General features: G+C 29.8%; 23 protein-coding genes. 18 read left to right on the top strand and 5 right to left on the bottom strand.

The features are described from left to right. The first annotated feature begins 113 nt into the window (after nucleotides 1–113). The 5 genes from RSC72_RS07930 (at nucleotide 114) to RSC72_RS07910 (ending at nucleotide 3,269) form a co-directional block, all read left to right on the top strand. On the top strand, nucleotides 114–1,004 hold the full coding sequence (locus RSC72_RS07930; RefSeq protein ID WP_332544102.1) for a DnaJ C-terminal domain-containing protein: 891 nt from the start codon (nucleotides 114–116) through the stop codon (nucleotides 1,002–1,004). A gap of 3 nt (nucleotides 1,005–1,007) precedes the next feature. Continuing rightward, entirely contained in the window at nucleotides 1,008–1,265 is a 258-nt protein-coding gene (locus RSC72_RS07925) for a chaperone modulator CbpM (protein ID WP_332544103.1), read from the top strand. 67 nt (nucleotides 1,266–1,332) lie between these two features. After that, nucleotides 1,333–2,247 carry a 23S rRNA (adenine(1618)-N(6))-methyltransferase RlmF gene (gene rlmF / locus RSC72_RS07920; protein WP_332544104.1) on the top strand — a complete coding sequence of 305 codons (915 nt, stop codon included), beginning with the start codon at nucleotides 1,333–1,335 and terminating at the stop codon, nucleotides 2,245–2,247. Between the two features lie 111 nt (nucleotides 2,248–2,358). Beyond that, the gene (locus RSC72_RS07915; protein ID WP_332544105.1) at nucleotides 2,359–2,853 is read left to right on the top strand and encodes a c-type cytochrome; all 495 of its coding nucleotides are present in this window, start codon (nucleotides 2,359–2,361) and stop codon (nucleotides 2,851–2,853) included. A gap of 68 nt (nucleotides 2,854–2,921) precedes the next feature. Then, complete coding sequence (locus tag RSC72_RS07910) at nucleotides 2,922–3,269, top strand: hypothetical protein (protein ID WP_332544106.1); 348 nt, start codon at nucleotides 2,922–2,924, stop codon at nucleotides 3,267–3,269. A gap of 63 nt (nucleotides 3,270–3,332) precedes the next feature. On the opposite strand, the gene RSC72_RS07905 is transcribed toward RSC72_RS07910, so the two are convergent. Next, on the bottom strand, nucleotides 3,333–4,412 hold the full coding sequence (locus RSC72_RS07905) for a TerC family protein (protein ID WP_332544107.1): 1,080 nt from the start codon (nucleotides 4,410–4,412) through the stop codon (nucleotides 3,333–3,335). Between the two features lie 111 nt (nucleotides 4,413–4,523). On the opposite strand from RSC72_RS07905, the gene RSC72_RS07900 reads away from it, so the two are divergent. From RSC72_RS07900 to RSC72_RS07875, 6 genes are all read left to right on the top strand, one after another. Continuing rightward, nucleotides 4,524–6,278, top strand: a complete 1,755-nt coding sequence (locus tag RSC72_RS07900) for a glycoside hydrolase family 3 protein (protein WP_332544108.1) — start codon at nucleotides 4,524–4,526, stop codon at nucleotides 6,276–6,278. Between the two features lie 44 nt (nucleotides 6,279–6,322). Beyond that, on the top strand, nucleotides 6,323–7,405 hold the full coding sequence (locus tag RSC72_RS07895) for a serine hydrolase domain-containing protein (protein WP_332544109.1): 1,083 nt from the start codon (nucleotides 6,323–6,325) through the stop codon (nucleotides 7,403–7,405). Between the two features lie 23 nt (nucleotides 7,406–7,428). Further along, a complete protein-coding gene (gene bshA, locus RSC72_RS07890) occupies nucleotides 7,429–8,565 on the top strand; it encodes an N-acetyl-alpha-D-glucosaminyl L-malate synthase BshA (protein ID WP_332544110.1) in 1,137 nt (378 codons plus the stop codon). 42 nt (nucleotides 8,566–8,607) lie between these two features. Then, on the top strand, nucleotides 8,608–9,219 hold the full coding sequence (locus RSC72_RS07885) for a hypothetical protein (RefSeq protein ID WP_332544111.1): 612 nt from the start codon (nucleotides 8,608–8,610) through the stop codon (nucleotides 9,217–9,219). Nucleotides 9,220–9,408: 189 nt separating this feature from the next. Continuing rightward, on the top strand, nucleotides 9,409–11,847 hold the full coding sequence (gene lon, locus RSC72_RS07880; protein WP_332544112.1) for an endopeptidase La: 2,439 nt from the start codon (nucleotides 9,409–9,411) through the stop codon (nucleotides 11,845–11,847). A 190-nt stretch (nucleotides 11,848–12,037) separates the two neighbouring features. Next, nucleotides 12,038–13,819 (top strand): WG repeat-containing protein, encoded by a 1,782-nt coding sequence (locus RSC72_RS07875; protein WP_332544113.1) that lies wholly within the window; start codon nucleotides 12,038–12,040, stop codon nucleotides 13,817–13,819. Between the two features lie 72 nt (nucleotides 13,820–13,891). On the opposite strand, the gene RSC72_RS07870 is transcribed toward RSC72_RS07875, so the two are convergent. The 3 genes from RSC72_RS07870 to rlmD are packed head-to-tail and all read right to left on the bottom strand — an operon-like array spanning nucleotide 13,892 to nucleotide 16,565. After that, entirely contained in the window at nucleotides 13,892–14,578 is a 687-nt protein-coding gene (locus RSC72_RS07870; RefSeq protein ID WP_332544114.1) for a DUF6048 family protein, read from the bottom strand. Further along, on the bottom strand, nucleotides 14,532–15,131 hold the full coding sequence (locus RSC72_RS07865) for a DUF6452 family protein (RefSeq protein ID WP_332566006.1): 600 nt from the start codon (nucleotides 15,129–15,131) through the stop codon (nucleotides 14,532–14,534). The genes RSC72_RS07870 and RSC72_RS07865 overlap by 47 nt, the downstream gene beginning before the upstream one ends. 15 nt (nucleotides 15,132–15,146) lie before the next feature. Next, the gene (gene rlmD / locus RSC72_RS07860) at nucleotides 15,147–16,565 is read right to left on the bottom strand and encodes a 23S rRNA (uracil(1939)-C(5))-methyltransferase RlmD (protein WP_332545360.1); all 1,419 of its coding nucleotides are present in this window, start codon (nucleotides 16,563–16,565) and stop codon (nucleotides 15,147–15,149) included. 179 nt (nucleotides 16,566–16,744) lie between these two features. Here rlmD and RSC72_RS07855 point away from each other — a divergent pair, with 179 nt between their 5' ends. Genes RSC72_RS07855 through RSC72_RS07840 form a run of 4 tightly spaced genes read left to right on the top strand, consistent with a single transcriptional unit; the run spans nucleotide 16,745 to nucleotide 20,758 of the window. Then, a complete protein-coding gene (locus RSC72_RS07855; protein ID WP_332545359.1) occupies nucleotides 16,745–17,770 on the top strand; it encodes a hypothetical protein in 1,026 nt (341 codons plus the stop codon). 4 nt (nucleotides 17,771–17,774) lie between these two features. Beyond that, the gene (locus RSC72_RS07850; RefSeq protein ID WP_332545358.1) at nucleotides 17,775–18,704 is read left to right on the top strand and encodes a hypothetical protein; all 930 of its coding nucleotides are present in this window, start codon (nucleotides 17,775–17,777) and stop codon (nucleotides 18,702–18,704) included. Continuing rightward, on the top strand, nucleotides 18,704–20,212 hold the full coding sequence (locus RSC72_RS07845) for a hypothetical protein (protein WP_332545357.1): 1,509 nt from the start codon (nucleotides 18,704–18,706) through the stop codon (nucleotides 20,210–20,212). Before RSC72_RS07850 ends, RSC72_RS07845 begins: the two co-directional genes overlap by 1 nt. Next, a complete protein-coding gene (locus RSC72_RS07840; protein ID WP_332545356.1) occupies nucleotides 20,213–20,758 on the top strand; it encodes a thermonuclease family protein in 546 nt (181 codons plus the stop codon). Nucleotides 20,759–20,762: 4 nt separating this feature from the next. Here the strand turns inward: RSC72_RS07840 and RSC72_RS07835 are convergent, their stop codons facing one another. Next, nucleotides 20,763–21,551 carry a hypothetical protein gene (locus RSC72_RS07835; RefSeq protein WP_332545354.1) on the bottom strand — a complete coding sequence of 263 codons (789 nt, stop codon included), beginning with the start codon at nucleotides 21,549–21,551 and terminating at the stop codon, nucleotides 20,763–20,765. A 337-nt stretch (nucleotides 21,552–21,888) separates the two neighbouring features. Here RSC72_RS07835 and RSC72_RS07830 point away from each other — a divergent pair, with 337 nt between their 5' ends. The 3 genes from RSC72_RS07830 to RSC72_RS07820 all read left to right on the top strand — a co-directional run bounded on the left by RSC72_RS07830 (nucleotide 21,889) and on the right by RSC72_RS07820 (nucleotide 24,501). After that, a complete protein-coding gene (locus tag RSC72_RS07830; RefSeq protein WP_332578467.1) occupies nucleotides 21,889–22,077 on the top strand; it encodes a hypothetical protein in 189 nt (62 codons plus the stop codon). Between the two features lie 63 nt (nucleotides 22,078–22,140). Further along, the gene (locus tag RSC72_RS07825; RefSeq protein ID WP_332545351.1) at nucleotides 22,141–23,820 is read left to right on the top strand and encodes a tetratricopeptide repeat-containing sensor histidine kinase; all 1,680 of its coding nucleotides are present in this window, start codon (nucleotides 22,141–22,143) and stop codon (nucleotides 23,818–23,820) included. A gap of 15 nt (nucleotides 23,821–23,835) precedes the next feature. After that, a complete protein-coding gene (locus tag RSC72_RS07820; protein ID WP_332545349.1) occupies nucleotides 23,836–24,501 on the top strand; it encodes a response regulator in 666 nt (221 codons plus the stop codon). Nucleotides 24,502–24,510 lie beyond the last annotated feature (9 nt).

Below are 24,510 nucleotides of genomic sequence, written 5' to 3'. Positions count from 1 at the left end.
TGTCAAATCATTAAATTATTCTGATTTAAGAAAAATTAAACATTTTTTATAAATTTTATACTAAGAATGGTCTTTTTTTTGATTAAATTAGATAATAAAACGTATTGATTATTATGGCATTTATAGATTATTATACAATTTTAGGCGTGCCAAAAACGGCAACAAAAGATGAGATAAAAAAAGCATATCGAAAATTGGCGCGTAAGCTTCATCCAGATTTAAATCCAAATAACGATGAGGCTGCACAAAAATTTAAAGAATTAAATGAAGCAAATGAAGTTTTAAGCGATCCAGAAAAACGAGCGAAATACGATAAATACGGTGAAAATTGGCAACATGGTGAAGAGTATGAAAAAGCTCGTCAACAACAGCAACAAAATTATTCGCGAAACGATTTTAATGGAGCTGAAGGTTTTGATGATTTTGATGGTTATTCGGACTTTTTTGGATCTATGTTCGGACCCGAAGGAAGAAGTAGATCAACTGGATATAAAGGTCAAGATGTAAATGCTACTTTGACATTAAACTTAACAGATGTTTTGGTCGATCAGAAACAAACGTTAACTGTTAATGGTAAAAATATTCGTATTACAATACCTGCGGGAGTAGAAGACGGACAAACTATCAAGATAAAAGGTTATGGTGGAAAAGGCTATAACAATGGACCAAATGGAGATTTGTATATTACGTTTCATATAAACAATAACACAAAGTTCGAAACGCAAGGAGCAGATTTGTATACAATTGTTGAGGTCGATTTGTATGATGCAATTTTAGGAGGCGAAGTGCTGATTGATACATTAAATGGAAAAGTAAAAGTACCTGTAAAAGAAGGAACTGAGAATAATAAAAAAGTAAAACTAAAAGGAAAAGGTTTGCCGATTTATAAAAAAGCTGATCATTTTGGAGATTTGTACGTGACTTTTTCTATTAAAATTCCGACAAATTTATCGATGGAAGAAAAAGAATTGTTTGAGAAATTACGTTCAATCAAAAAAGTTTAAATCATGGAAAATATAACAATATCAGTTATTCAGTTTAGTCAATTTCATAAAATTGAACCTCAATTTGTGATAGATTTGTATCAAAATGGATTGGTTATTTTACATGAACGTAATCAAGAATTTTTTATAGATGAAGATGATTTACAACTTGTAGAAAAATTTATTCAGTTTCATTATGATTTAGGCGTAAATATCGAAGGTTTAGAGGTTATAGATCATCTTTTGAAACAGATTAATCACTTACAAAAACAAATAAAATAAACGAATCCGTAACAACCTTTGTATAAAACTGCAAAGGTTGTTCTATTTTTGTAAAAATATTTTTAAAATGAGTACTCCTGAAAATAAGAGTAAGTTGAAAAAATTACATTCGCGCAATCGACATTTAGCGCCTTATAATTTTGAAAAATTGTGTGCAATTTATCTGCCACTTTCCAAATATATCAAACCAAATAAAGAAAACGAACCAACAATCACTTTTTCTGATCGTGAAGCTGTAAAGGCTTTAAATAAAGCGTTACTGAAAACATATTACGATATTGATTATTGGGAATTACCCAAAGATAACCTTTGTCCGCCAATTCCTGGACGTGCAGATTACATACATTACATTGCCGATATTTTAGGAGAAAGTTTTGACGGAGTTATTCCTCGTGGAAAAGAGGTGAAAGTTTTAGATGTGGGTGTTGGTGCCAATTGTATTTATCCTATTATTGGAAATTACGAATATGATTGGAATTTTGTTGGAGCAGAATTAGATTTCGAATCACATAAAAATGCAGAAACAATTGTACGTAAAAATGCACGTTTACGAAATAAAGTTGAGATAAGATTACAATATAATCCAAGTAATATTTTTAAGAATATTATAAAGCAAGGCGAAAAATTTGATATGACGATGTGTAATCCTCCATTCTTCAAATCAAATCAAGAAGTGATGCAACAAACGATGCGTAAACTAAAAAATCTTGGACAAAAGACGGATCAGAAACCAATTCAAAATTTTGGTGGAAATAATTCTGAACTTTGGTGTAGAGGAGGAGAACGCTTATTTATCACTAAAATGATAAAAGAAAGTGCCGAATTTAAACATCAAGTGAAATGGTTTTCTACATTAGTTTCGCGCAAAGAAAATTTACATAGTTTAGAAAGTGTTTTGAAACGTGAAAAAGTAAGAGATTACAAAATCGTGAATATGCAACAAGGGAATAAAATCTCTAGAATTTTAGTGTGGCGTTTTTAATTATCTGTAAATAAAAGAAATAAAGAAGTTATTTAAAATTAATCCAAATTTTATTGATCAATAATTAAGATTAATAATTGTTTTAACTTGTCTTAATCAAAAAGAGACAACATGAAAACAAAAAAAATAATTGCTTCATTAGGTGTAATAGCACTTCTGTTTAGTATTTTTTCATTTACAACTTCACGCCAAGTTGACACAGGAAAAGAAGTATCTGATTCGCAATGGAAAAACTTAAAAGTTTTGCCGCAAAATATATCAGAAGATAGTTTAAAAGGATTAATGCGCGGTTATAACACAGCATTAGGAGTAAAATGTAATTTTTGCCATGCCGATAATCCAGAAACAAAAAAGATGGATTTTGCGAGTGATGCAAAAAAAGAAAAAGAATTTGCACGTCACATGATTGTGATGACTCGTGATTTAAATGCAAAGAATTTCAATTGGAATAATGCAAAAAATCCAGAACAAATCAATGTTGTAACATGTGTTATGTGCCACAGAGGAAATGAAAGTCCTACAAAATCATTACAAGAGACAACAAAAATAGAAAGTGTTACGGAGGTTGTAAAACCAATGAAAGAAGCAATAAAGAAAACAAAATAAAAAATACAAATATAAGCTCCATTTTTTTGGAGCTTTTTTATAAATTTAAACTTGTTAACATTGTTGATATGATTAAATTTTTATACATTCTTATTACTTTATTAATATTTAGTTGTAATAAAACAGAAAGAAATTTTCAAAATAAAGATAAAATAGATTCTAAAAGCCCAATGGTTAAAAAATATTACTATGGTTTTGGTAGATATTCTCATCCTTTATATCTATATGATGAGTTTGAAATGAAAGATTCAACTAACTTTAAAAACGCTTATTATATAGGATTTTATAGAGATAATCGATTAATTAAGATTGAAAAATATCTTCGCCAAAATTTTGAATTTGGATTTATTTATAATTATAGCGAAAATGGAGATTTGGATAAAGTAATAAATTTACCAATTAAAACTGAAAAATGAAATTTATAAAAATAAAAAAGCCGTTCTTACGAACGGCTTTCAATTTATCTATAAGAAATTATTCTACTTTTTAGCTTCCTCTTTCTTATTTGCAAGTAAAGACCAAATAATTGTTATTGCTAAAACTCCACCAATAATTGCAAGTGAAACAGTTGATTCGAAATGATAAAAAGGCATAATAATCATTTTAAGTCCAATAAAGCTTAAAATAATTGCCAAACCATAATGCAGTTTATTGAATTTATCCATCGAATTTGCCAATAAGAAATACAATGAACGAAGTCCTAAAATTGCAAAAATATTAGATGAATACAAGATAAAAGGATCATTAGGTGCAACCGCAAAAATAGCAGGAATACTATCTACAGCGAAAACCAAATCGGTAACTTCTATAACCATTAACGCGACAAACAAAGGTGTTGCCATTTTGATTCCATTCTGAACTGAGAAAAATTTATCGCCATCAAAATTTGGTGTTACTTTGAAAAATTTATGAACCAATTTTACACCAAAATTCTTCGATAGATCTTGCTCTTCGTCATTATCAGACTTCCAAGATTTTATTCCAGCAAAAACTAAGAAAAATCCGAAAATAGTTAAAACAACATTTGGTCGGAAAAATTCTTTCGCAGCAAAATTTGCATGTTCTGCATCTTCAGCCAAATTAAAATTCCAATCGCCAATAGAGAAAGCTGGTAAATAAGTCATTTTAATTAACTCTACACCTGCAAAAATAAAAATTGCTCTGAATAATAAAGCGCCTAAAATTCCCCAAAAAAGAACTTTGTGTTGATATTCTTTCGGAATTTTGAAAAATCCGAAAACTAAAATAAAGACAAATAAATTGTCCACAGACAATGCTTTTTCTATCCAATATGCAGCTTGAAATTGGGAGAATTTTTCCATTGCAAAATCATGTCCGTCTGCATTTTTGAACACAAAATAGATTACTCCACTAAAAATCATTGCCAAAGAAATCCAAACAACAGACCACGTAAGTGCCTCTTTGTTAGATACGGCGTGCGCATTTTTGTTAAAAACACCCAAATCAAGCAGTAACATAATAATTACCGCGACTCCAAAAACAGTTATTAATCCAGGATGATTTAACATATTATCCTGTACTACACTGAAAATATTCATAGAATTCAATTTAATTTCACAATTTACTATAAATTTACAAATCCAAAACTGATTAGACCTAAATTTATGTTTCCTATTAAGAAAAAACGTACAAAATTAATTTATTTCGGAATGAAAAGAATCATCCAACTTGCAATCTTAACAATTATTTTACCTATCGCTTCGCAAGCGCAACAACTTTCGCCATTATATAAAGATACTATTCAATTGAAATGGGTAGATGAAAAATATAATTCGATGTCGTTAGAAGAGAAAGTTGGACAATTATTTATTGTCGCAGCTTACACGAACAGAGATTCTATTCATGAAAATGATATTATGAAATTAATCAAAAACGAGCATATCGGTGGATTAATTTTTATGCAAGATCAAGCAGTTAAACAAATTGATTTAACAAATAAATTTCAAGCAAATTCTAAAGTTCCATTGCTAATTGGAGTTGATGGAGAATGGGGATTGGCTATGCGATTGAAAGGTGTAGAGCGTTTTCCGTGGAATATGACACTTGGAGCTTTACGTGATAATAGTCTAATTTATCAAGTTGGTAAACAAATCGGGATACAAGCAAACCGTGTCGGAATTCAGTTCAATTTTGCGCCTTCTGTTGATGTTAATGTCAATCCAAATAATCCGATTATTGGTAATCGTTCTTTTGGTTCAAACCCAGATCGTGTGGCTGAAAAAGGAATTGCGTACATGAATGGAATGAAAGAGCAAAACGTACTTTCTTCTGCAAAACATTTCCCAGGACATGGAAATACAGACCAAGATTCACATAAAGTTTTACCTTTGATTCCTGATAATAAAGCGGATTTAGAGAAATATCATATTGCGCCTTTCAAAAAAATGATAGAGGCTGGTGTGCAGTCAATCATGGTGGCGCATCTTAATGTGCCGGCTTTAGAACCAGATCCGAAAATTCCTTCAACCTTATCCAAAAAAATTATTACAGATTATTTAAAAGGCGAATTAGGTTTTAAAGGAATTGTAATTACAGATGCACTTAATATGGATGGTGTCGCAAAAATGTATCCTGCTGGTGATGTAGATTACAGAGCATTTGTGGCAGGAAATGATATTTTGTTATTTTCTCAAAATGTACATATAGGGAAACAAAAAATTATTGATGCAATACAAAAAGGAGAAATTTCTGAAGCACGTTTGGAAGAAAGTGTGAAGAAAATTTTGATGGCAAAATATATCACGGGATTAAATGATTTGAAACCTCTTGATCCAACAAATGTTTTTGATGTTTTAAATTCTCCAGAAAATTTAGCATTAACAACGAAGATTTTTGAGAAAGCAACAACGGTTGTTAAGAACAATGATAAAACATTGCCAATCAAAAAAGTGAATCAAAAAATTGCATTTGTTCCGTTAGAGCAAACAGATTATGAGCCATTTTTGACACATTTACAGAAATATGCAAACGTAGAATTGGTAAAAGTTGATCATCCATCAAAAATTAATTTATTAAATGATTTTGACGTGATTATTTCGGGAGCGTTTTTATCAAATGAAACGGTTTATAAACCATATAAATTATCAGATAATTCGAAATCAATTCTGAATGCTTTACCAAAAAATAAAAAGAAGATTTTCTCTTTATTTACAAGTGCTTATGGTTTGAAAGATTTAGATTTATCAAATTTAGATGCAGTTACGGTTCAGTATCAAAATACAAAAGATGCACAAGCAGCGGCTGCACAAGTGATTTTTGGAGCGATAGATTCGGAAGGAACTTTACCTGTTGATATCAATCAAAATTTGAAAGAAGGACAAGGAATTGTTACAAAACATATCAAACGTTTAGGATTTACTGCACCAGAAAATGTAGGTTTAGGAAAAAAAAACTCTCAGAAATAGATAGACTTGCCGAAGAAGCAATCGCTAATCATTATACGCCCGGAATGCAAATTTTGGTGGCAAAAGATGGTAAAATTGTGTATGACAAAAGCTTCGGAACGCAAGATAAAAATTCGACAAAAAAAGTGGAGTGGACAGATTTGTATGATGTCGCTTCGGTAACAAAGGTGACGGCGACGTTGCCTTTGTTGATGTTGGAGGTTAACGAAAATAAATTAAATCTTGATCAAACACTTGGCGAAATTGATGCAGAAGCAAAAAACTCGAACAAATCTTCTTTGAAAGTTCGTGAAGTGTTGGCTCATCAAGCGGGTTTAAAACCTTGGATTGGTTTTTACAATGAAACCGTAAACGTAAAAAATGCGCGCTTGTATTTAGATTTCTATTCAAGAAAACAAGACGAAGAGCATCAAATAAAAGTTACGGATAACATTTATATCATTAATACGATAAAAGATACGATTTACGAAGATATTTATAAATCGTCGCTTGGACGAAAAACGTACGAATATTCAGATTTAGGTTATTATATTTTCAAGAAAAAGTTAGAAAAAGATTTTGATAAAGATTTGAATCAATTGACGCAAGAAAAATTTTATCAATCATTGGGTATGTATCGTACAACTTTTAATCCAAAAGAGAAATTTAAACTTGAAGAGATTATTCCAACCGAATATGACAAAACCTACAGAAATCAATTAATTCACGGATTTGTACACGATCAAGGTGCAGCAATGATAGGCGGAATTGCAGGACATGCAGGTTTATTTTCTACTTCTATTGATTTAGCAAAATTGATGCAAATGTATCTAAATGGTGGCGAATATGGAGATGAGGTTTATTTAAAACCCGAAGTTGTAGCCGAATTTACAAAGCAACAATTTGCAGGAAATCATCGTGGAGCTGGCTTCGATAAAATGCAAACGACTTCTAAAGTAGGTCCATCAGCAGATAGTTTTGGGCATACAGGTTTTACGGGAACAATGGTTTGGGCAGATCCTAAATATAATATGGTGTACATTTTTCTCTCTAATCGAGTAAATGAAATTGTCGAACCAAATTATCTTTCGATAAAAAAAATTAGAGAAAATATCCGTCAGTTAATTTACGACGCAATTTTACCTTAAATTTGACCAAATAAAAATAATAGATGAAGATAGGAATTGTATGCTATCCAACTTATGGTGGTAGCGGAATTGTGGCAACTGAGCTTGGAATGGATTTGGCCGAATCTGGTCATCAAGTTCATTTTTTTAGTACAAGTTTGCCTGCTCGTTTAGATAATAGATTACCAAATATTTATTTTCATCGTGTTTATGTAGAAACTTATCCATTGTTTCAATATCAACCATATGATCTTGCATTAAGTACATTATTAGGCGAAGTTGCAGAAAAATATAAATTAGACTTGGTACATGTGCATTATGCAATTCCACATGCGTATGCAGCATATTTTACCAAAATGATGTTGCGCGAAAAAGGAATAAATTTACCTGTAATTACAACTTTGCACGGAACAGATATTACGTTAGTAGGGAAACATCCTGTATACAAATCGGCAGTTGAATTTTCTATAAATCAATCAGATATTGTAACATCTGTTTCAGAAAGTTTAAAACAAGATACGTTAGATATTTTTAAGATTAAGAATGAGATTTGTGTTGTACCGAATTTTATCGATAATAAACAATATCTGCCAGAACAAAACAGCTGTTGTAGAAGTAATTTTGCTTCAACTGGAGAACGTATTATTTTACATGTTTCCAACCTTAGAAAAGTGAAACGTATACAAGATGTAATCGGAACATTTAATCTTATTCAGAAAGAAATTCCAGCACGTTTAATTATTTGTGGAGAAGGACCTGAATGGGAAATGGCAGAACAACTGATAGAAGAATTAGGAATTGGAGATAAAGTAAAAAGTCTAGGAATGGTAAATGATTTACATTCAGTTTTACATGCTTCGGATTTATTTCTTTTACCATCAGAGCAAGAAAGTTTTGGTTTAGCAGCTTTAGAAGCAATGGCTGCAAGTGTACCAGTAGTTTCGTCGAATGCAGGAGGTTTGCCTGAAGTAAATATTGATGGTGTGACGGGGTATACTTGTCCAATTGGAGATATAGAAATGATGGCTGAAAAAAGTTTAGAAATTTTAAGAGATGATAAAATTTTAAATGAATTTAAAAATCGAGCAAAGCAACAAGCTCTTGCTTTTGATAAAAAAAATATACTGCCACAATATGTAGAAATATATAAAGAGGCTATTGAAAAATCTAAAATCGGGTAATTCCCGATTTTTTTATTAGATTTATTTAACCTAAAACTTAAAATGATGTTATCAAAAGTTACTTTTCCCAATCCATTTGGATTTCCGAAATCTACAAAAGAGGAAATTCAATCATTACAAGAAAAATATAAATTTTCAGATGAGTACTCAGTTTTTTTGTTAGATCAAAATGGGTTTAATGATTTAGTCTTTTTTAATGTTGATTATAAGAATTATACTACTAATTATACTGATGAAGAACCTTGGCAATTATTTGGTTGTTTATATGGATTAGATGCAGGTTCTGATTATTATGATTTACAACTTGCACAAGAATACAATATTTTCGAATCTATTTTTTTCAAAATTGGAACAGACCCTGGAGGAAATGAATTTGTTGAAGTTTTACAAGGCGATAAAAAAGGTTGGATTGGTTGTATCGATCACGATTTATATATTACCCATGATACGCTAGATTCTTTTATGGAAGAAGTAGAAGAAGAAACAGATTACGAAAATCTGAAACAATTATCAAGTGAAGATTTAACAGAATTATTGATTTCAGAGGATTTCGGAATGATTAATTTTCATGCAAAATCAATGAATAAATTTCTTGAAAATTGTTTTATAATTAAAGATCAGACCATCTTGATAAAAGATCTTGAAGTAAAATAATTATTTATCCTCATTATAAACCTTTATTGAAAAACTGACAAGATTTTTAATTGGCACAAGGTTTGTCTTATTTATACTCGCTTTTCTAATCAGATTAAACCTGATTAATTAATGATTTATAGTAATCATTTTTAAAGCTATCGTCAGTCAAAAATAGTTTTACTGACACTTTGAACGTTTAAGAAAATTATGAATATAGACAATTTGTCATTAGCACAAGTAATGGAAGAAGAAATCGAATTAATTCCTTTGATGAGTAAAGACGAAGAAAGCAAGCTGAGTAAGCAAGATATTTCTTCGACATTGCCTATTTTATCGTTAAGAAATACAGTCTTATTTCCGGGCGTGGTTGCACCAATCACAGCAGGAAGAGATAAATCTATAAAACTTTTAACACAAGCATACAAAGAAGATCGTATTATTGGTGTTCTTTCTCAGAAAGATATTGCTGTAGAAGATCCTATGCCAGCGGATTTGTATCAAGTTGGTACAGTTGCGAAAATTATGCGAATGATAAAATTACCAGATGGTAACATTACGGTAATTTTACAAGGAATGAAACGCTTTAAGGTTAAGAATTATGAAACGGAAGATCCATATTTTAAGGCTGAAGTAGAAATTTTAACAGAAAAAGTTCCGACTTCTCGTAACAAAGAATATCCAATTATTATAGATTCTATTCGCGATTTGGCTTACCAAATAGTAGAAGAAAATCCAATGTTACCTTCAGAAGCCGCATCAGCAATAAAAAGTATAGAAAGTAATACGTTTTTAATCAATTTTGTAGCGTCTAATTTGATGTTAAATATTGATGAAAAACAATTATTGTTAGAGATTTCTGACATGAAATTGCGTGCGATGGAAGTAATGCGTTTCATGAATTTGGAATTGCAAAAACTTGAACTGAAGAACACTATTCAGAATAAGGTTCGCAAAGAATTAGATCAACAACAAAAAGAATATTTTCTTAATCAGCAGATCAAATCTATTCAAGAAGAATTAGGAGGAAACTCGACTGAAGAAGAAATAAATGAAATGCGCAAACGTGCATTGACAAAACGTTGGAGCGAAGAAGTAGCCAATCATTTTGATAAAGAAATAAATCGTCTTTCTCGCCTTAATCCACAAATGCCAGAACATAATATTCAACGTAATTATTTAGATTTTATGTTGGATTTACCTTGGAATGATTTAACAAAAGACAACTTTGATATTAAAAATGCAAAGAAAATCTTAGATCACGATCATTACGGATTAGAAGATGTGAAAGAACGTATTCTGGAGCATTTAGCTGTTCTAAAATTGAAAGGAGATATGCGTTCGCCAATTCTTTGTTTATATGGACCTCCGGGTGTTGGTAAAACATCGTTGGGGAAATCTATTGCAGAGTCTATTGGTCGCAAATATGTGCGTATGTCTTTGGGTGGTTTACACGATGAATCTGAGATTCGTGGTCATCGTAAAACCTATATTGGTGCTATGCCAGGGCGTATTTTACAGTCTATCAAAAAAGCAGAATCATCAAATCCTGTTTTTGTTTTAGACGAGATAGATAAAATGACGGCGAGTGCACACGGAGATCCTTCATCAGCAATGTTAGAAGTTTTAGATCCTGAGCAAAATTCAACGTTCTACGATAATTTCTTAGAAATTGGATACGATTTATCAAAAGTATTTTTCATCGCGACAGCCAATAATATTGGTGATATTCCAAGTCCATTACGCGATCGTATGGAGATGATAAATATTGCAGGTTATACGATAGAAGAAAAAGCCGAAATTGTAAAACGACACCTTTTACCAAAACAATTATTAGATCATGGTTTGGGAGAAAAAGATGTAGTTTTAGGTAAAAAAGAAATTGAGTATTTGATAACTGGTTATACACGCGAATCGGGTGTACGTAATCTAAATCAAAAAGTAGCTAAATTGGTTCGTGCAGCGGCAAAACATGTTGCTTTAGAGGAAGAATTTAATAAAAAATATTCAACAGAAGATATTTCGAAGATTTTAGGACCATCTATAACGCCAGATCAGTATGAAAATAATGATGTACCGGGTGTTGTGGTTGGTTTAGCTTGGACAAGTGTTGGTGGAGATATTTTATTTATAGAATCTATTTTATCAAAAAGCAAAAATGGAGGTCTTTCTATTACTGGAAATTTAGGTACGGTAATGAAAGAGTCTGCGACAATTGCGTTAGAATATATCAAAGCTCATGCAGACGAATTAGGAATAAAACCGGAGGTTTTCGAAAACTATAAAGTTCATATTCACGTGCCAGAAGGTGCAACACCAAAAGATGGACCATCTGCCGGAATCACAATGTTGACGTCCTTGGTATCATCATTTACTCAACGCAAGGTAAAAGCGAAATTAGCGATGACAGGAGAAATTACTTTACGTGGTAAAGTGTTGCCTGTAGGTGGAATTAAAGAAAAAATATTGGCTGCGAAACGTGCAAATATCAAAGAGATTATTTTGAGCGATGACAACCGAAAAGATATTGAAGAAATTAAGGCTGAATATGTAAAAGGAATGACTTTTCATTACGTAAAAGAAATGAAAGAAGTTCTGGAAATCGCTTTAACAGATCAAAAAGTAAAAGGAGCAAAGGTTTTGGATTAAGCTGAAATCTTTGTTGTGTCATTCTGAATGGAACGTAAGTGGAATGAAGAACCTAGATTCTTCGACAAGCTCAGAATGACAGAAACGATAAGTTAAGCTGAATTTATTTCAGCTTCGCATTAAGACAAAAGGAACTCAATTAGAGTTCCTTTTTTTATTGTATATTAATCAAATAATTAACTTATTTAATATGCGTTTTTCTTTATTATTTATACTCTTATTTTCTAAGATATGTTTTTCTCAGACTGAAACGAGTCAACAGAAATATTCTAGAGTAGATAAAAATAACTTTTGGGGATATATAGATAATAGCACAAAGGAGATGAAAATTCCTTTAGGTAAATATAAATTTTTGAATCCAATGGATGAAGAAAATATGATTCTTGCTCAAAAAGATGGTAAAGATGGTTATATTGATATCAATGATAATATTTTAATTCCATTTATTTATGATGATTTAAGTGTTTTTTCAGATAATGGTTTAGCTTCTGCTCAAGTTAAAGATAAATTCGGAGCAATAAATAGAAAAGGAGAAATTGTAATTCCATTTCGTTATGATCGGTTAAATTATTTTTATAAATCTGGTTTAGCTATAATTATTAAGAATGGAAAGCATGGATTTATTAATAAAAATGGAAAAGAAATAATTCCCCCTATTTATAATTCTGTAGACCAATCAATGAATGATAGTGTTATGTTTGTGAAAAATAAAGACAAATGGGCTATTTTTAATAATAAAGGAGAACAATTAACGGATTTTATTTTTGATAATCATGGAGAAGATATAATTGTTGAATCTAAATATGGTTTTGAAGGTAGAGAAGGAACAACATATTTTATTGATGGAGCTATAAAATTATCGAAGAATGGTAAAATAGGTTTATTAAATAGAAATTTAGAAGAAGTATTAGAGTTCGGAAAATATGATAATATTTTTAAATTTAATCAAAAAGGTTTTGCTATAATTCAGAATAAAACAAAATATGGTATAATAAATTCGAAAGGAAAAATCGTTTTAGATATAATTTATGATTCAATTGCTAATGATGGATTTTATGGAAATAAGTTAGAAACTTTTGTTATTAAAAAGGATGGGAAATTAAAACTACTTTCCGAAGATTTAATTTCGGTTTCTGGAGATAAATGGTTGAAAAATATAGATTATGAAGGTGGTATTAGATTGAATGATACATTTGTCTCACTCTTTAAAGTAGAAGATTTTACAAACCAATTTGGCGTATTGACTTCTGATGGTAAAGAATATATAAAAATAGAAAATCAAAAAGTGATATTAATTAACAATAATAAAAATGCTCTCATAAAAAAAGATAATAAAATATTTTTGCAAACTCCAAATCAAAATATTAGTATAAAAACTGATTTTACAGACTTTTATTATAGTACAGAGCAAGGAGAAATTATTCTCAAAAAAGATAACTTCTTTGGTTTAGTTGATACATTAGGTAAGATTTTATTTCCTCCAATATATCAAAATATTGAACCAGTTTTTGATAGACAAAACAATTTTATTGTAAAAAAATATAATAAAATAGGTGTTATAGATAAGTTTCAGAAAATAATAATTCCTTTAGAGTATGATACAATATCTAATTGGGTAGAGTATGGGCCAGATGAGTATATTGTTTCTAAAAGCGGGTTATTTGGATTAATTTCTCGAGAAGGTCAGGTTTCAATACCTTGTATTTACAAAGATTTTAGTTACGCGAACGGTTACTTTTTTGTAAGTAAACAAGGGAAATATGGAGTTGTAGATAAATTGAATAATCAATTAATTCCATTTGATTATGATGATTTGAAGTTTAATTGGAGTGATTTTTATTTTAATTATGATAATAAATCAATTAGTATAGCTGTTAGAAAAAAAGATCAGAGAATGTTAATTGATTTGAAAAATAACATAATAAAAACTAATTTATCACAAGAAGAATGGGATAAGTTTGGATTATATTAACCTAAAAAAGGAACTCAATTTTAGAGTTCCTTTTGTTGTATTAATTTTCTGAAACGAGTTCAGAATTATATTCTACTTTATCTTATAAGCAATTCCCCAAAAAACAGACATATTAAATGGACCACTATTTTTCCCATAACCAGGAATCACTAATGGGTCGATATTATCATCTTTTTTACCACCTAAATATGCTGAAGGATGCAAGGCAAGTTCTCCATAAAAATTCTTCAAAATCTCTACTCGTCCTCCTATTACAGCTTCTACCCAAAAAGCACTTACATCTGCTTTGGAGCGGCTACCATGATTTATAACTATATTAGATTGTAAATCGCGAATAGGATATTTATTAATTGTTTGCGAATATTTAGAATACGCAGCACGTCCACCAATGTAAATTCCGTTCGATTGATTTTCTACATCTTGTGTAATAAACCAATTTGCACCAATTTTAGCAAAAGCACCGTCTACATCTACATTCCAGTTAATTTCGTCGAACTTATTTTTTTCGTATCCAACTTCTGCAACCAAATGCCATTTACTATTTAGTTGATAAGAAATGTAAGCACTTGCTCCTTTTTTATCTGTAAACGCAGAAACAATTGGGTTGAACAAATCTACACCGATAAAAATATCGTGGTATTTATTTTTTGAGATAGTATCTGTTACAGAAACCTTTGTAGAATCTGTTTTGTTTTCCTGTGCGAAACTAAAATTAGTTACGAGGATCAGCAAAAAGCTTAATAATAGTCGTTGAGCCATCTTTAATTTCTGTATTTACAGTTTCTATACTTTTTATCCAATTCCCTGGTCCCGAACCTTTTTTGGTTACCAATGATACTTTTATACCTTTAAAAGTTAACCCAAAACCACATGCTTTTGATGTATATGCGTTACCAATTTCATCATATTCTAAAATCAAACGATCGCGTTTTGCTAAAATTGTTTCTGTAACTTGATTCGTAACAGGATCTTTAATTTCTATATCAGGTCCTTGTGCAACGGTATAAAATATTTTTTTATTAGGATTATTACGTAAAGCAATTCCAAAACTAGACTTCATTGAAACACTTCCATTTTCTATTTGAATTGTATCCGTTTTATCACCTTTTATCTCATCAGCCAAAATGTATGCCCAATAATAATAGGAATCTTCTAATTCTGTAACTTTATCCGTATCATAATACGTATCGGCAACCATACGCGGAACTTCGCCTTCGTCTGTACAAATATCGTCGTCCTCGCAACTATAAAATGCCGAAGCAATTATAAATGCAAATAAACTGTATTTGAAGAAAGATTGAATTTTTTTCATTTGATTGATTGAATTTTAAATTCGCTCTAAAAGTACAATATTTTCTACATGATGTGTTTGTGGAAACATATCAACTGGCTGAACTTTAACAATTTTATATTGCTCTTTCATCAATTCCAAATCGCGCGCTTGTGTTGCAGAGTTACAAGAAACATAAACCACACGTTTAGGATTCATAAATAATATATTTTCAACTACTTTTTTGTGCATACCATCGCGAGGAGGATCAGTAATCAAAACATCTGGAATACCATGTTGCTCGATAAATTCTTGATTTAATACATCTTTCATATCACCACAAAAGAAATCACAATTTGTAATTCCGTTTTGTTCTGCAGCAGCTTTGGCAGCAGCAATAGCTTCTGGAACAGATTCTACACCAACTACTTTTTTCGCTTTTTTAGATACAAATTGTGCAATAGTTCCTGTACCTGTATATAAATCGTATACTAATTCTTCGCCCGTTAATCCAGCAAAATCACGTGTCAATTTATATAATTCGTAAGCTTGTTCTGGATTTGTTTGATAAAAAGATTTTGGACCAATTTTGAAATCTAAATCTTCCATTTTCTCCATAATATGATCTTTTCCAGCAAACGTTTCGATATCTAAATCATAAACAGAATCGTTTTGTTTTGGATTGATTGCATACAATAAAGATGTAATCTCTGGAAATTTATCTTTTAAGTTTTGTAAAAATGCTTCGCGATTTTCTTTTTCTTCACGGAAAAATTGAACCAAAACCATTACTTCACCATTTTGAGAAGTTCTAATCATTAAAGTTCTTAATAATCCTTCTTGATTTTTTAAATCGAAGAAATCTAAATTATGTTCTAATGCAAAACGCTTTGCTTCAACACGAATCGCGTTTGACGGATCTGTTTGTAAATAACATTTTGTAACATCTAAAACCTTAGACCACGCACCTGGAATATGAAAACCAACAACATCGCGGTCGTCAAATTCTTTACCAGATTGTATTTCTTCTAATGTTAACCAACGTGCGTTAGAAAACGTGAATTCTAATTTATTACGGTAAAAATATTGTTCTTTTGAACCTAAAATCGGTACAATTTCTGTGTCTAATTCTTTGAAACCACCAATGCGAACCAAATTATTTACAACTTCGTCGTGTTTAAATTTTAGTTGAGCATCATAGCTCATATCTTGCCATTTACAACCACCACAAACGCCAAAATGTTCACATTCTGGACCAACACGATAAGGTGATTTTGTATGAATTTCGATTGCTTGTCCTTCTAAATAGCTACTTTTTTTCTTCAAGACATGTACATCTACAATATCTCCAGGAATAGCGCCTTTTATCAAAACAGTCTTTCCCTCTTCTGTTCTACCAACCGATACACCTTTTGCACCAGCACGTAAAACTTCTATATTATTTAATATGATTTTATTCTTTACTTTTCTTGACATTCTGCAAAGGTAAAGTTTTAAATAATAATTGAAAATAGTCAAGGTCAGTTTTATTGATTTGTTTTTTTTATCAATTATGTGAAACCGTAAATATTAATTTAGATAAAAAAGTAATCTTGTAAAATAAAAAAATAATCATTTATTTGTAGTATTAATAACTAATTGAAAAAGAGTTGAACATGGGTAAAACAATTAAAGCGACAGATCTATTCCTAGCATTTTTAGCAATATTACTAATAAGTGTAAGTTTTTATCAAACTTGGCTAGGTTTACAGCAGATATTTGGTGGTGCATCATTTGTCATTGCACTGGTATTATCACTACTTCTTTTGTTTTTATGTTGGATGATTCATTCGGCAAAATTAGAAGGTAAATCGGTAAAAGGATTAATAGGGATTTATATTTTTATAGCTTCATTTTGTTTTATAGCCAATTTTAATGCATTGTATACAAGGTTTATGAGAACCGATATTTATACAACAGAATTACGAGATATAAATGATAAGTACAATAACTTAGAAACAAATGTTGAGGGTAAATTAAGCTATAAATACAATAAGGAGACTACTCAGAATATTGAGATAAAGAAAAAACAATTAATCGAGCAAATAAAAGATCCTGGTAACAAAGGAATTGGAAAACGTGCGCAAGATTTGATTAAAGATATTGAAAAATTAACTGGACAAAAAGTTGATTTGTTAACACCAGTTGGCAATGATTATGCAGATTTAGCGGAACGAATGGGAACACAGATTGATAATATGATTTCTGATTTGTCTCCTGATGAAAAAACATTGAAAACGGATATTCATATTGCAGTAGAAAAGTGGAACAAAAAGATTCAGGAATTTCTTTTATTACCAAAAGATGAAAAAGATGGAGCTGCACAAACTTTAATAGATGAATCGTTAATCGAGTATAATAAGTTAGGAACTAGAGCACAGACTGTTTTAGGTCAAGAAAAGTATAAATTTGAACCATTTATTTCTCAAACACAAGATATTGGTAAAATTGGATATGCTTTTGATCACGCAATTAAGAATTTCGGAATGTATCAATTTGTAGTATTAGCAGGTTGTATATTGTTAGATTTTGTAATTGTGATTATCATACTTTTAGTAACAGATCCTACGAGTAATGGAAATAATAACGGAAGTGTTTTTAATAATAAACGTAGTGGTAAAACTTTAATTCCAAATAGTTAATAAGATGAACGAAGAAAAAGACGAATTAAAACCATTGTCATTCGGTTCTGAAGATGACTCAAGACCGTTATCATTTGATACAAATCATTCATCAGAAGATGATTTTGTTCCTTTAGGAAATACAACAAAAAATGAAATAAAAAATAAGGATAGTAATTTTGTGTTCTTTTTTGGAACTGCAGAATCTGGAAAATCTGTTATTTTATCATCTATGTTATATTATTTAAGCTCTCAAGCAGGTGTTTTGAGACCAAAATTAGGTACACCAAATACAAAAGAAGCGCAAGTTCTGTTATCAGATTTTTTCGAGAATATTCGTCAAGGGATTTTACCAAACAGAACAACGCGAGATCAAGTAACACGTCTTGATTTGGTCTTTGAACCGAATAATAAATCCAAAAAAGTACCACCAATTAATCTAACTTTCTTAGAAACTTCGGGCGAAAATCACAACGAAATAAGACGAGGCGGCAATTATCATAGTAGTATAGAATCTTATCTTAATGCAAATATACCACTCACATTTATAATTGTAACAAGCTATGAGTCTGCTCATAAAGATGATAATTTGATTAATGAATTTTTGGATGAATTAGAACGAAAAGGGAAAAATCTTAAATCTGTTAATGTAATTCTTGTCGTGTCTAAATGGGATAAATCTGGACGAATGGATGTCGCTAGTGCAGAAGAATTAGATAGTTTTATTGACGAAAGATTGAGTAGAACTAGCCAAAGAATAAACACATACGGTTTAAGTAAAACATATTACACAATAGGAAGTTTGCATAACAATAATGGAGAAGAACGAATCGGAATGTTGAGTTTAGCAACGGCAGAAGTTCTCTCAAATTGGTTATATAGTAGTATTGTAGGTTATGATTTAGATTATGAAGGGACATTTTGGGAGCGTTTAAAATTTAATTTCACCAATTAATGGAGAATAATTATTTTGTTTCTGCTTTCGGAACTTTTGGTAGTCCAAACGGTTTTAAGAACTCATTTTTTTATATAAATGATAATTTACATTCTATTGCAAAATCAATCAAGACATTTGATTTAAATACCAATGCAATAATGGTATTTCCAAATTCAGAATTATTTGCAATTCGAAAAGAAAATATTCAAAATAATTGCATCATTTCATACTGTAAATACACTTTTGCGAAAGAACCAAATTCAGATAGAGGAGGATCATTTATTGGCTCAAGTTTAATATTTGTCGATAAAGTAGCAACAGAAAATATTACAGTTTCACAGTTAAATAATTTTCATGAAAATCTAATTAATAATTATGTGATTGATGATACAATCAATGTGAAAAATTCAAGTGATTTTTCGATTAATCGACCAAATGATTATGAGAAAATTAAAAATAATTTGAAAGTAATTGAGGATTTAAATACTCTTCAAACAAATAAAATGTTGGTTGTCTTTTGTGAAACTTCTATCGATAAACTTCAAGAATATTTCAAAAAATCAATTGATTTACTAAATGTTTATGACACGATTTATTTTACTCAAAGCGAAGAAATAGCGAAATACGTGAAGTTGAAAAACATTGTTCCTTTGATACAAAATGTGGGAGATCTAAAAGAGTTTGAATTAGAGATTCAGAAATTAAACGAAGATAGATTAAACAAAATAGAAGCGTTCAGAAATGAATTGGTTCAGGAAAAAGAAAAATTATCAAAAGCAAAAGAAGTAAAGAAACAAGAGTTTGCAAAAAATATAGAAACAAATAAAAAAACGCATCAAGACAATCAATCAAAAATTGAAGAAACAGAAAATCAACTTAAAAAAATAGGTTCTGATTACAATGAATTGTCCAAAAAAATTGATGAATTAATAGAAAAACTTAATAAAGGAGAAAGTATTGAATTTATAAAGCAAAAGCTCACTCAATTTAGTCAAGATTTTAAAAATTTAGAAGTTAATTCTCGATCAACAAATTCTATAACACCTCTTCCTAATGTGAATAGAGCAAATAGTCCTCAAACCAATTTAGAAAATTTTTACGAATCAAATCATCATCATAAAAATCAAAAAGTAAGCAAATTAGGTTATTATAAAATTGCGACTATTTTATTGTCAATTGCTTTATTAGGCGTTTTGGGATGGTTTTTATATCCGCTTTTAACTGAAGAAAAACCAATTGAAAATACAAATTATACACCCGAAGTTGTAGAACAAACAGATACAGATACTTTGAAATTAAATCCATTACCAAATTCAGTATCAAATATTAAAGTGAAAACGGACGCCAAAATAGCAGATATTGTAAAAGAAATTTATAAAAATGATACCATTATAAAATTCTATAAACATCAAAAAGAAGATTATTCTAAACATTTATTTAAGCTAAATGAAGGTAAATTCCTTATACAAGCTTCTGATACTATTTTAAAAGATACCATAATATTCTATCCCATTTTTAAAAAATAAATGAAATTTAATTATCTAATTATTTTATTCTTTGGTTTATTTTGGAGTTGTAATCATCCAGAAATCAAGGAATATGAAAGAAGTTTGTCTGCTACTTCAACTATTTTATCTGAGAATAATGAAATAAATAATGAATCAAAATATCAGGTTTATAAAGTAATCGACGGTGATACTTTTTATTGTGTAGATGCGCAAAATACAGAATATAAAGTAAGATTGATTGGCGTTGATACACCCGAAATTAGAAATTACGGAAAAAAGCAAAAAGGTTACTACGGTAAAGAGGCGAAAGATTTTTTAACCGATTTATTGTTGAATAAAACTGTTTTTTTAGAATTTGATTTGGATAAATACGATCAATATAATCGGGTATTAGCCTACGTATATTTAGAAGACAATACTTTTGTTAACGCCGAATTAGTGAAAAATGGTTTTGCACGTATTATGACCATTCAACCAAATTCTAAATATGCAGATTCGTTTTATAAACTACAACAAGAAGCAAGAGAAAATAAAACAGGATTATGGGAAGTAGAGGAATTTTAAGACTCTACTTTTCTATCGCATATTTTTTCAACATATACTCAGTAACAGGTTTCAACGTTTTACCATTCTCAGGATGTAAGCCATAATTTGTAAAAAAATCTACTTTCCCATTACTTTTATTGTACCACACATTTCCTATTGCATTATCTAAATTCAACGTATCTGTACGTGTTATTTTTTGCAACTGAGAAATATCTTCGTTGTATGGAATAGCGTTCATCTGCGGATTTGTTTCATTACATTCAATTTCTTCATAATGATTTTCTTTCCAAACCATACATGTATTATCTGTATTTGGATTATTTAGTAATAAACTTCCAGCAACTAAAGCCGTTGCAATTCCTCCACCAGTAAAATATTTTATGTTTTGATTTTTTATAGCTTCAAAAAAACTCTTTTTTTTAGGAAGTTTATCTTCAATAAATGGTTTTTCAACGATTTTTTCTAATTGATAAGGCTCATCAACCAAAATAGCATCTTCTTCTTCCGAAATAATTATGGGTTGTAAATCATTTTCTATTTTATCAAATTGTTGATTAAAATCTGCAAAATTTTCATGACCAAGATATTCCGCTAAAATATTCAATAATGCAGGATTTATCTCTTTTTCTAAATTATCTCCTTTTACAAAATCATTATAATGTCGCGAGAAAGATTTACTTGTGATAGAATAGTTATAATCATCAGAAATAATTTTTTCTAGATAGACAGACATTCCATTTTTAGATTGATTTCCACACTCTCTTTTTGCTTTCTCAAAAACTTTTTCGAATAGATATTTTTTCGTAGACATTTTCTTTAATAATTCTTTTACAAAGAAGACAAATTTTGGACAAACTACATTACGGTTTCCCGTAAAATGGGCTGTCTACATATTGTCCAAATATTGTCTAAGTTTTGTCTAACACCTTGTTACGTTTCTGTTTTTACTTTGCAATAGAAATCAGATAAAAACAAAACAATTCAGATTTCTAAAATCATAAAGCAATAAACAGTTGAGGTTAACTGAAATGGGAAGCTTTTTTCCTTGACTGTTTATTCTTTGTAAAACTTCCCAAAAATTAAAGAAGCGCTTCTTTTCTAAAAATGTGAAAACCTGCTTGCAATCTGTTTTGCGAGGAAGAGCACCTATGTCAAAAAACAAAAATTTAGAAAAAATGTTAGAATTATTATTATCGTTATTGGGACTTTTATTTCCTAATCAAAATACAGCAACTACATCACAAGATCAAAATCCTATTGTGATACAAACAACTACAACAAATAGTGTTGATGGTGATACAAATGGAGAAACAGGGAGTATTCCACCAAAAAAATAATTAATAAACGGATAGAGTAATCTATCCGTTTTTTATTTAGCTTTATTGCAAAATAGTTTTGTTTTGAAAAAATGTCTACTTTTATTGTTTATTTTTATACTATCAGCTTGTCAATCTACAGATAAGTCTACAAATCAGCAAGGATCAGCTGATAATAAAGCCTATGATATTGCATGGGAGTTTTATGAAAAACATGAGAATGACAGTGCGTATGTTTATTTTAACAAAGCCTATTCTATTTTTACCAAACAAAATAATAAGCATCAAGCATCAAAATGTTTGATTAATATGGCTTATATAAGTCATTACAAAGGAGATTGGTTTGGTAGCCAAGAACTCATTATTTCTTCGTTAAAATTATTAAATCCAAAAAATAAAGAAGAAAGGGAAACATTATCTAGTGCTTACAATAGTCTTGGTCAAAGTATACATGAATTAGGAAATTATGAAGAGGCGATTCGATATTATCAGAAGTCAATTGATTTCTCAATAGATAATACAGTGAAAATTATCAATGAAAATAATATTGCAAATAGTTATCGTTACGATAAAAATTTTAATGAAGCCATCAAAATTTACCAGGATTTATTACAAGAAAAGCAGATAAAAGATTCTCCCAAGGAGCATGCGCGTATAATAGATAATTTGGCGTATACAGAGTGGTTACAAAACAATAAAAAATCGGTAGAAACAGATCTGAATAAGGCTTTAGCTATTCGTATAGAGGAAAAAGATTTGTTTGGACAAAATGCGAGTTATGCGCATTTATCGGATTATTTTTATGATCGAGATAAAACAAAAGCCTTGCAATATGCACATAAAATGAGCAAAATTGCTGCCGAAACAAATAGTGTAGATGATCAATTAGAAGCTTATCAAAAATTAATTTCATTAGATAATCCTACAAATTCTAAAAAATATTTTGCCGCTTTTACAAGGTTGGATGATAGTATTCAGTTTGATCGAAATAAAGCAAAAAATCAATTTGCTTTGGTACGTTATGATTCGGAGAAAAATCGTGGAGATTTTTTGAAAGCTGAAGCAGAAAACGAGAAAAAGAAGAATGATATATTAAAGCTTTATATAGTTGTTGGTTTATTGTGTTTTGGATTGATTGGCGTTTATTTCTGGTACAAACGTAGAAAACAGAAACTTGAAGAGCAAAAACGTTTAGAAGTTAAGAATACAGAACTAAAATATTCGAAAAAAGTACATGATAAAGTAGCAAACGGAATTTATCAGATTTTATCCGAAGTTGAAAATAATCAATCATTAAGTAAATCGGAATTATTAGATAAATTAGAAGAAGTTTACGAAATTTCGCGTGATATTTCTTATGATAAAAAAGACATTGATTTGATGCAAAATTTTACAGTGAAATTAGCAGAAATGATGAAATCGTATAGTTCTGATGAGGTAGAAATATTTATTTTAGGAAACGAAGATTTGCTATGGAAAAATATATCAGCACACACAAAAGCAGAAATTTATCTTGTTATTCAAGAGCTTTTAACAAATATGAAAAAGCATAGCGAAGCTTCACGTGTTATTTTGAATTTTAGTCAAGAAAATAATCAAATTAGAATCAATTATACAGACAACGGAATAGGAATTTCTGAGCTAAAACCTAAAAATGGTTTGCAAAATACGGGAAACCGTATTAATAATATAAATGGGCAACTTATTTTTGATACTGAAAATAATAATGGATTGAAAATCATAATTTCTTTTCCTAACCAATAATTTGAATTATAATTTATGTTTAAAAAAGTATTAATAGCAGAAGATTTCGAGAGTTTTAATATATCAATTCAGAAAGTTTTAAATGATTTGAATGTTAACGACCCAAGTTATGCCTATTATTGTGATGATGCTTATTTAAAGATAAAAGCAGCATTACAAGACGAAGTTCCATACGATTTATTGATTTCGGATTTATCATTTGAAGAAGATCATCGCGAACAAAAACTAAAAGGTGGAAAAGATTTAATTGCAGCTGTAAGAAAAATTCAACCAGACTTAAAAGTAATTGTTTTTTCGGTCGAAAAAAAGCCAGATATGGTAGATAATCTTTTTAAAGAATATAGAATAAATGGATTTGTTGCCAAAGGTCGCGAAGATTCCAAAGAATTAAGAACAGCGATAGAAACTGTGTATGAAGATCAAAAATACATCGGTTTGAATCTGAAAAAAACAATAAAAGACAAAAATTCATTTGAATTTACTTCTTACGATATTACACTTGTTTCTTTACTTGCTAACGGAATATTGTTAAAAGATATTCCTACTTATTTAAAGGATAATGACATAAAACCAGCCAGTTTAAGCAGTGTAGAAAAACGATTAACAATTCTCAAAGAATCTTTACAATTGATAAATAATCATCAATTAATTTCGTTTTTCAAAGATTTAGGTTCAATTTAAAATTGAGTC

This window comes from Algoriella sp. (assembly GCF_036647415.1).
GTDB lineage: Bacteria > Bacteroidota > Bacteroidia > Flavobacteriales > Weeksellaceae > Empedobacter.
The sequence above is the reverse complement of the archived record's forward strand: the minus strand, read 5'-3'. Positions and strand labels throughout refer to the sequence as shown.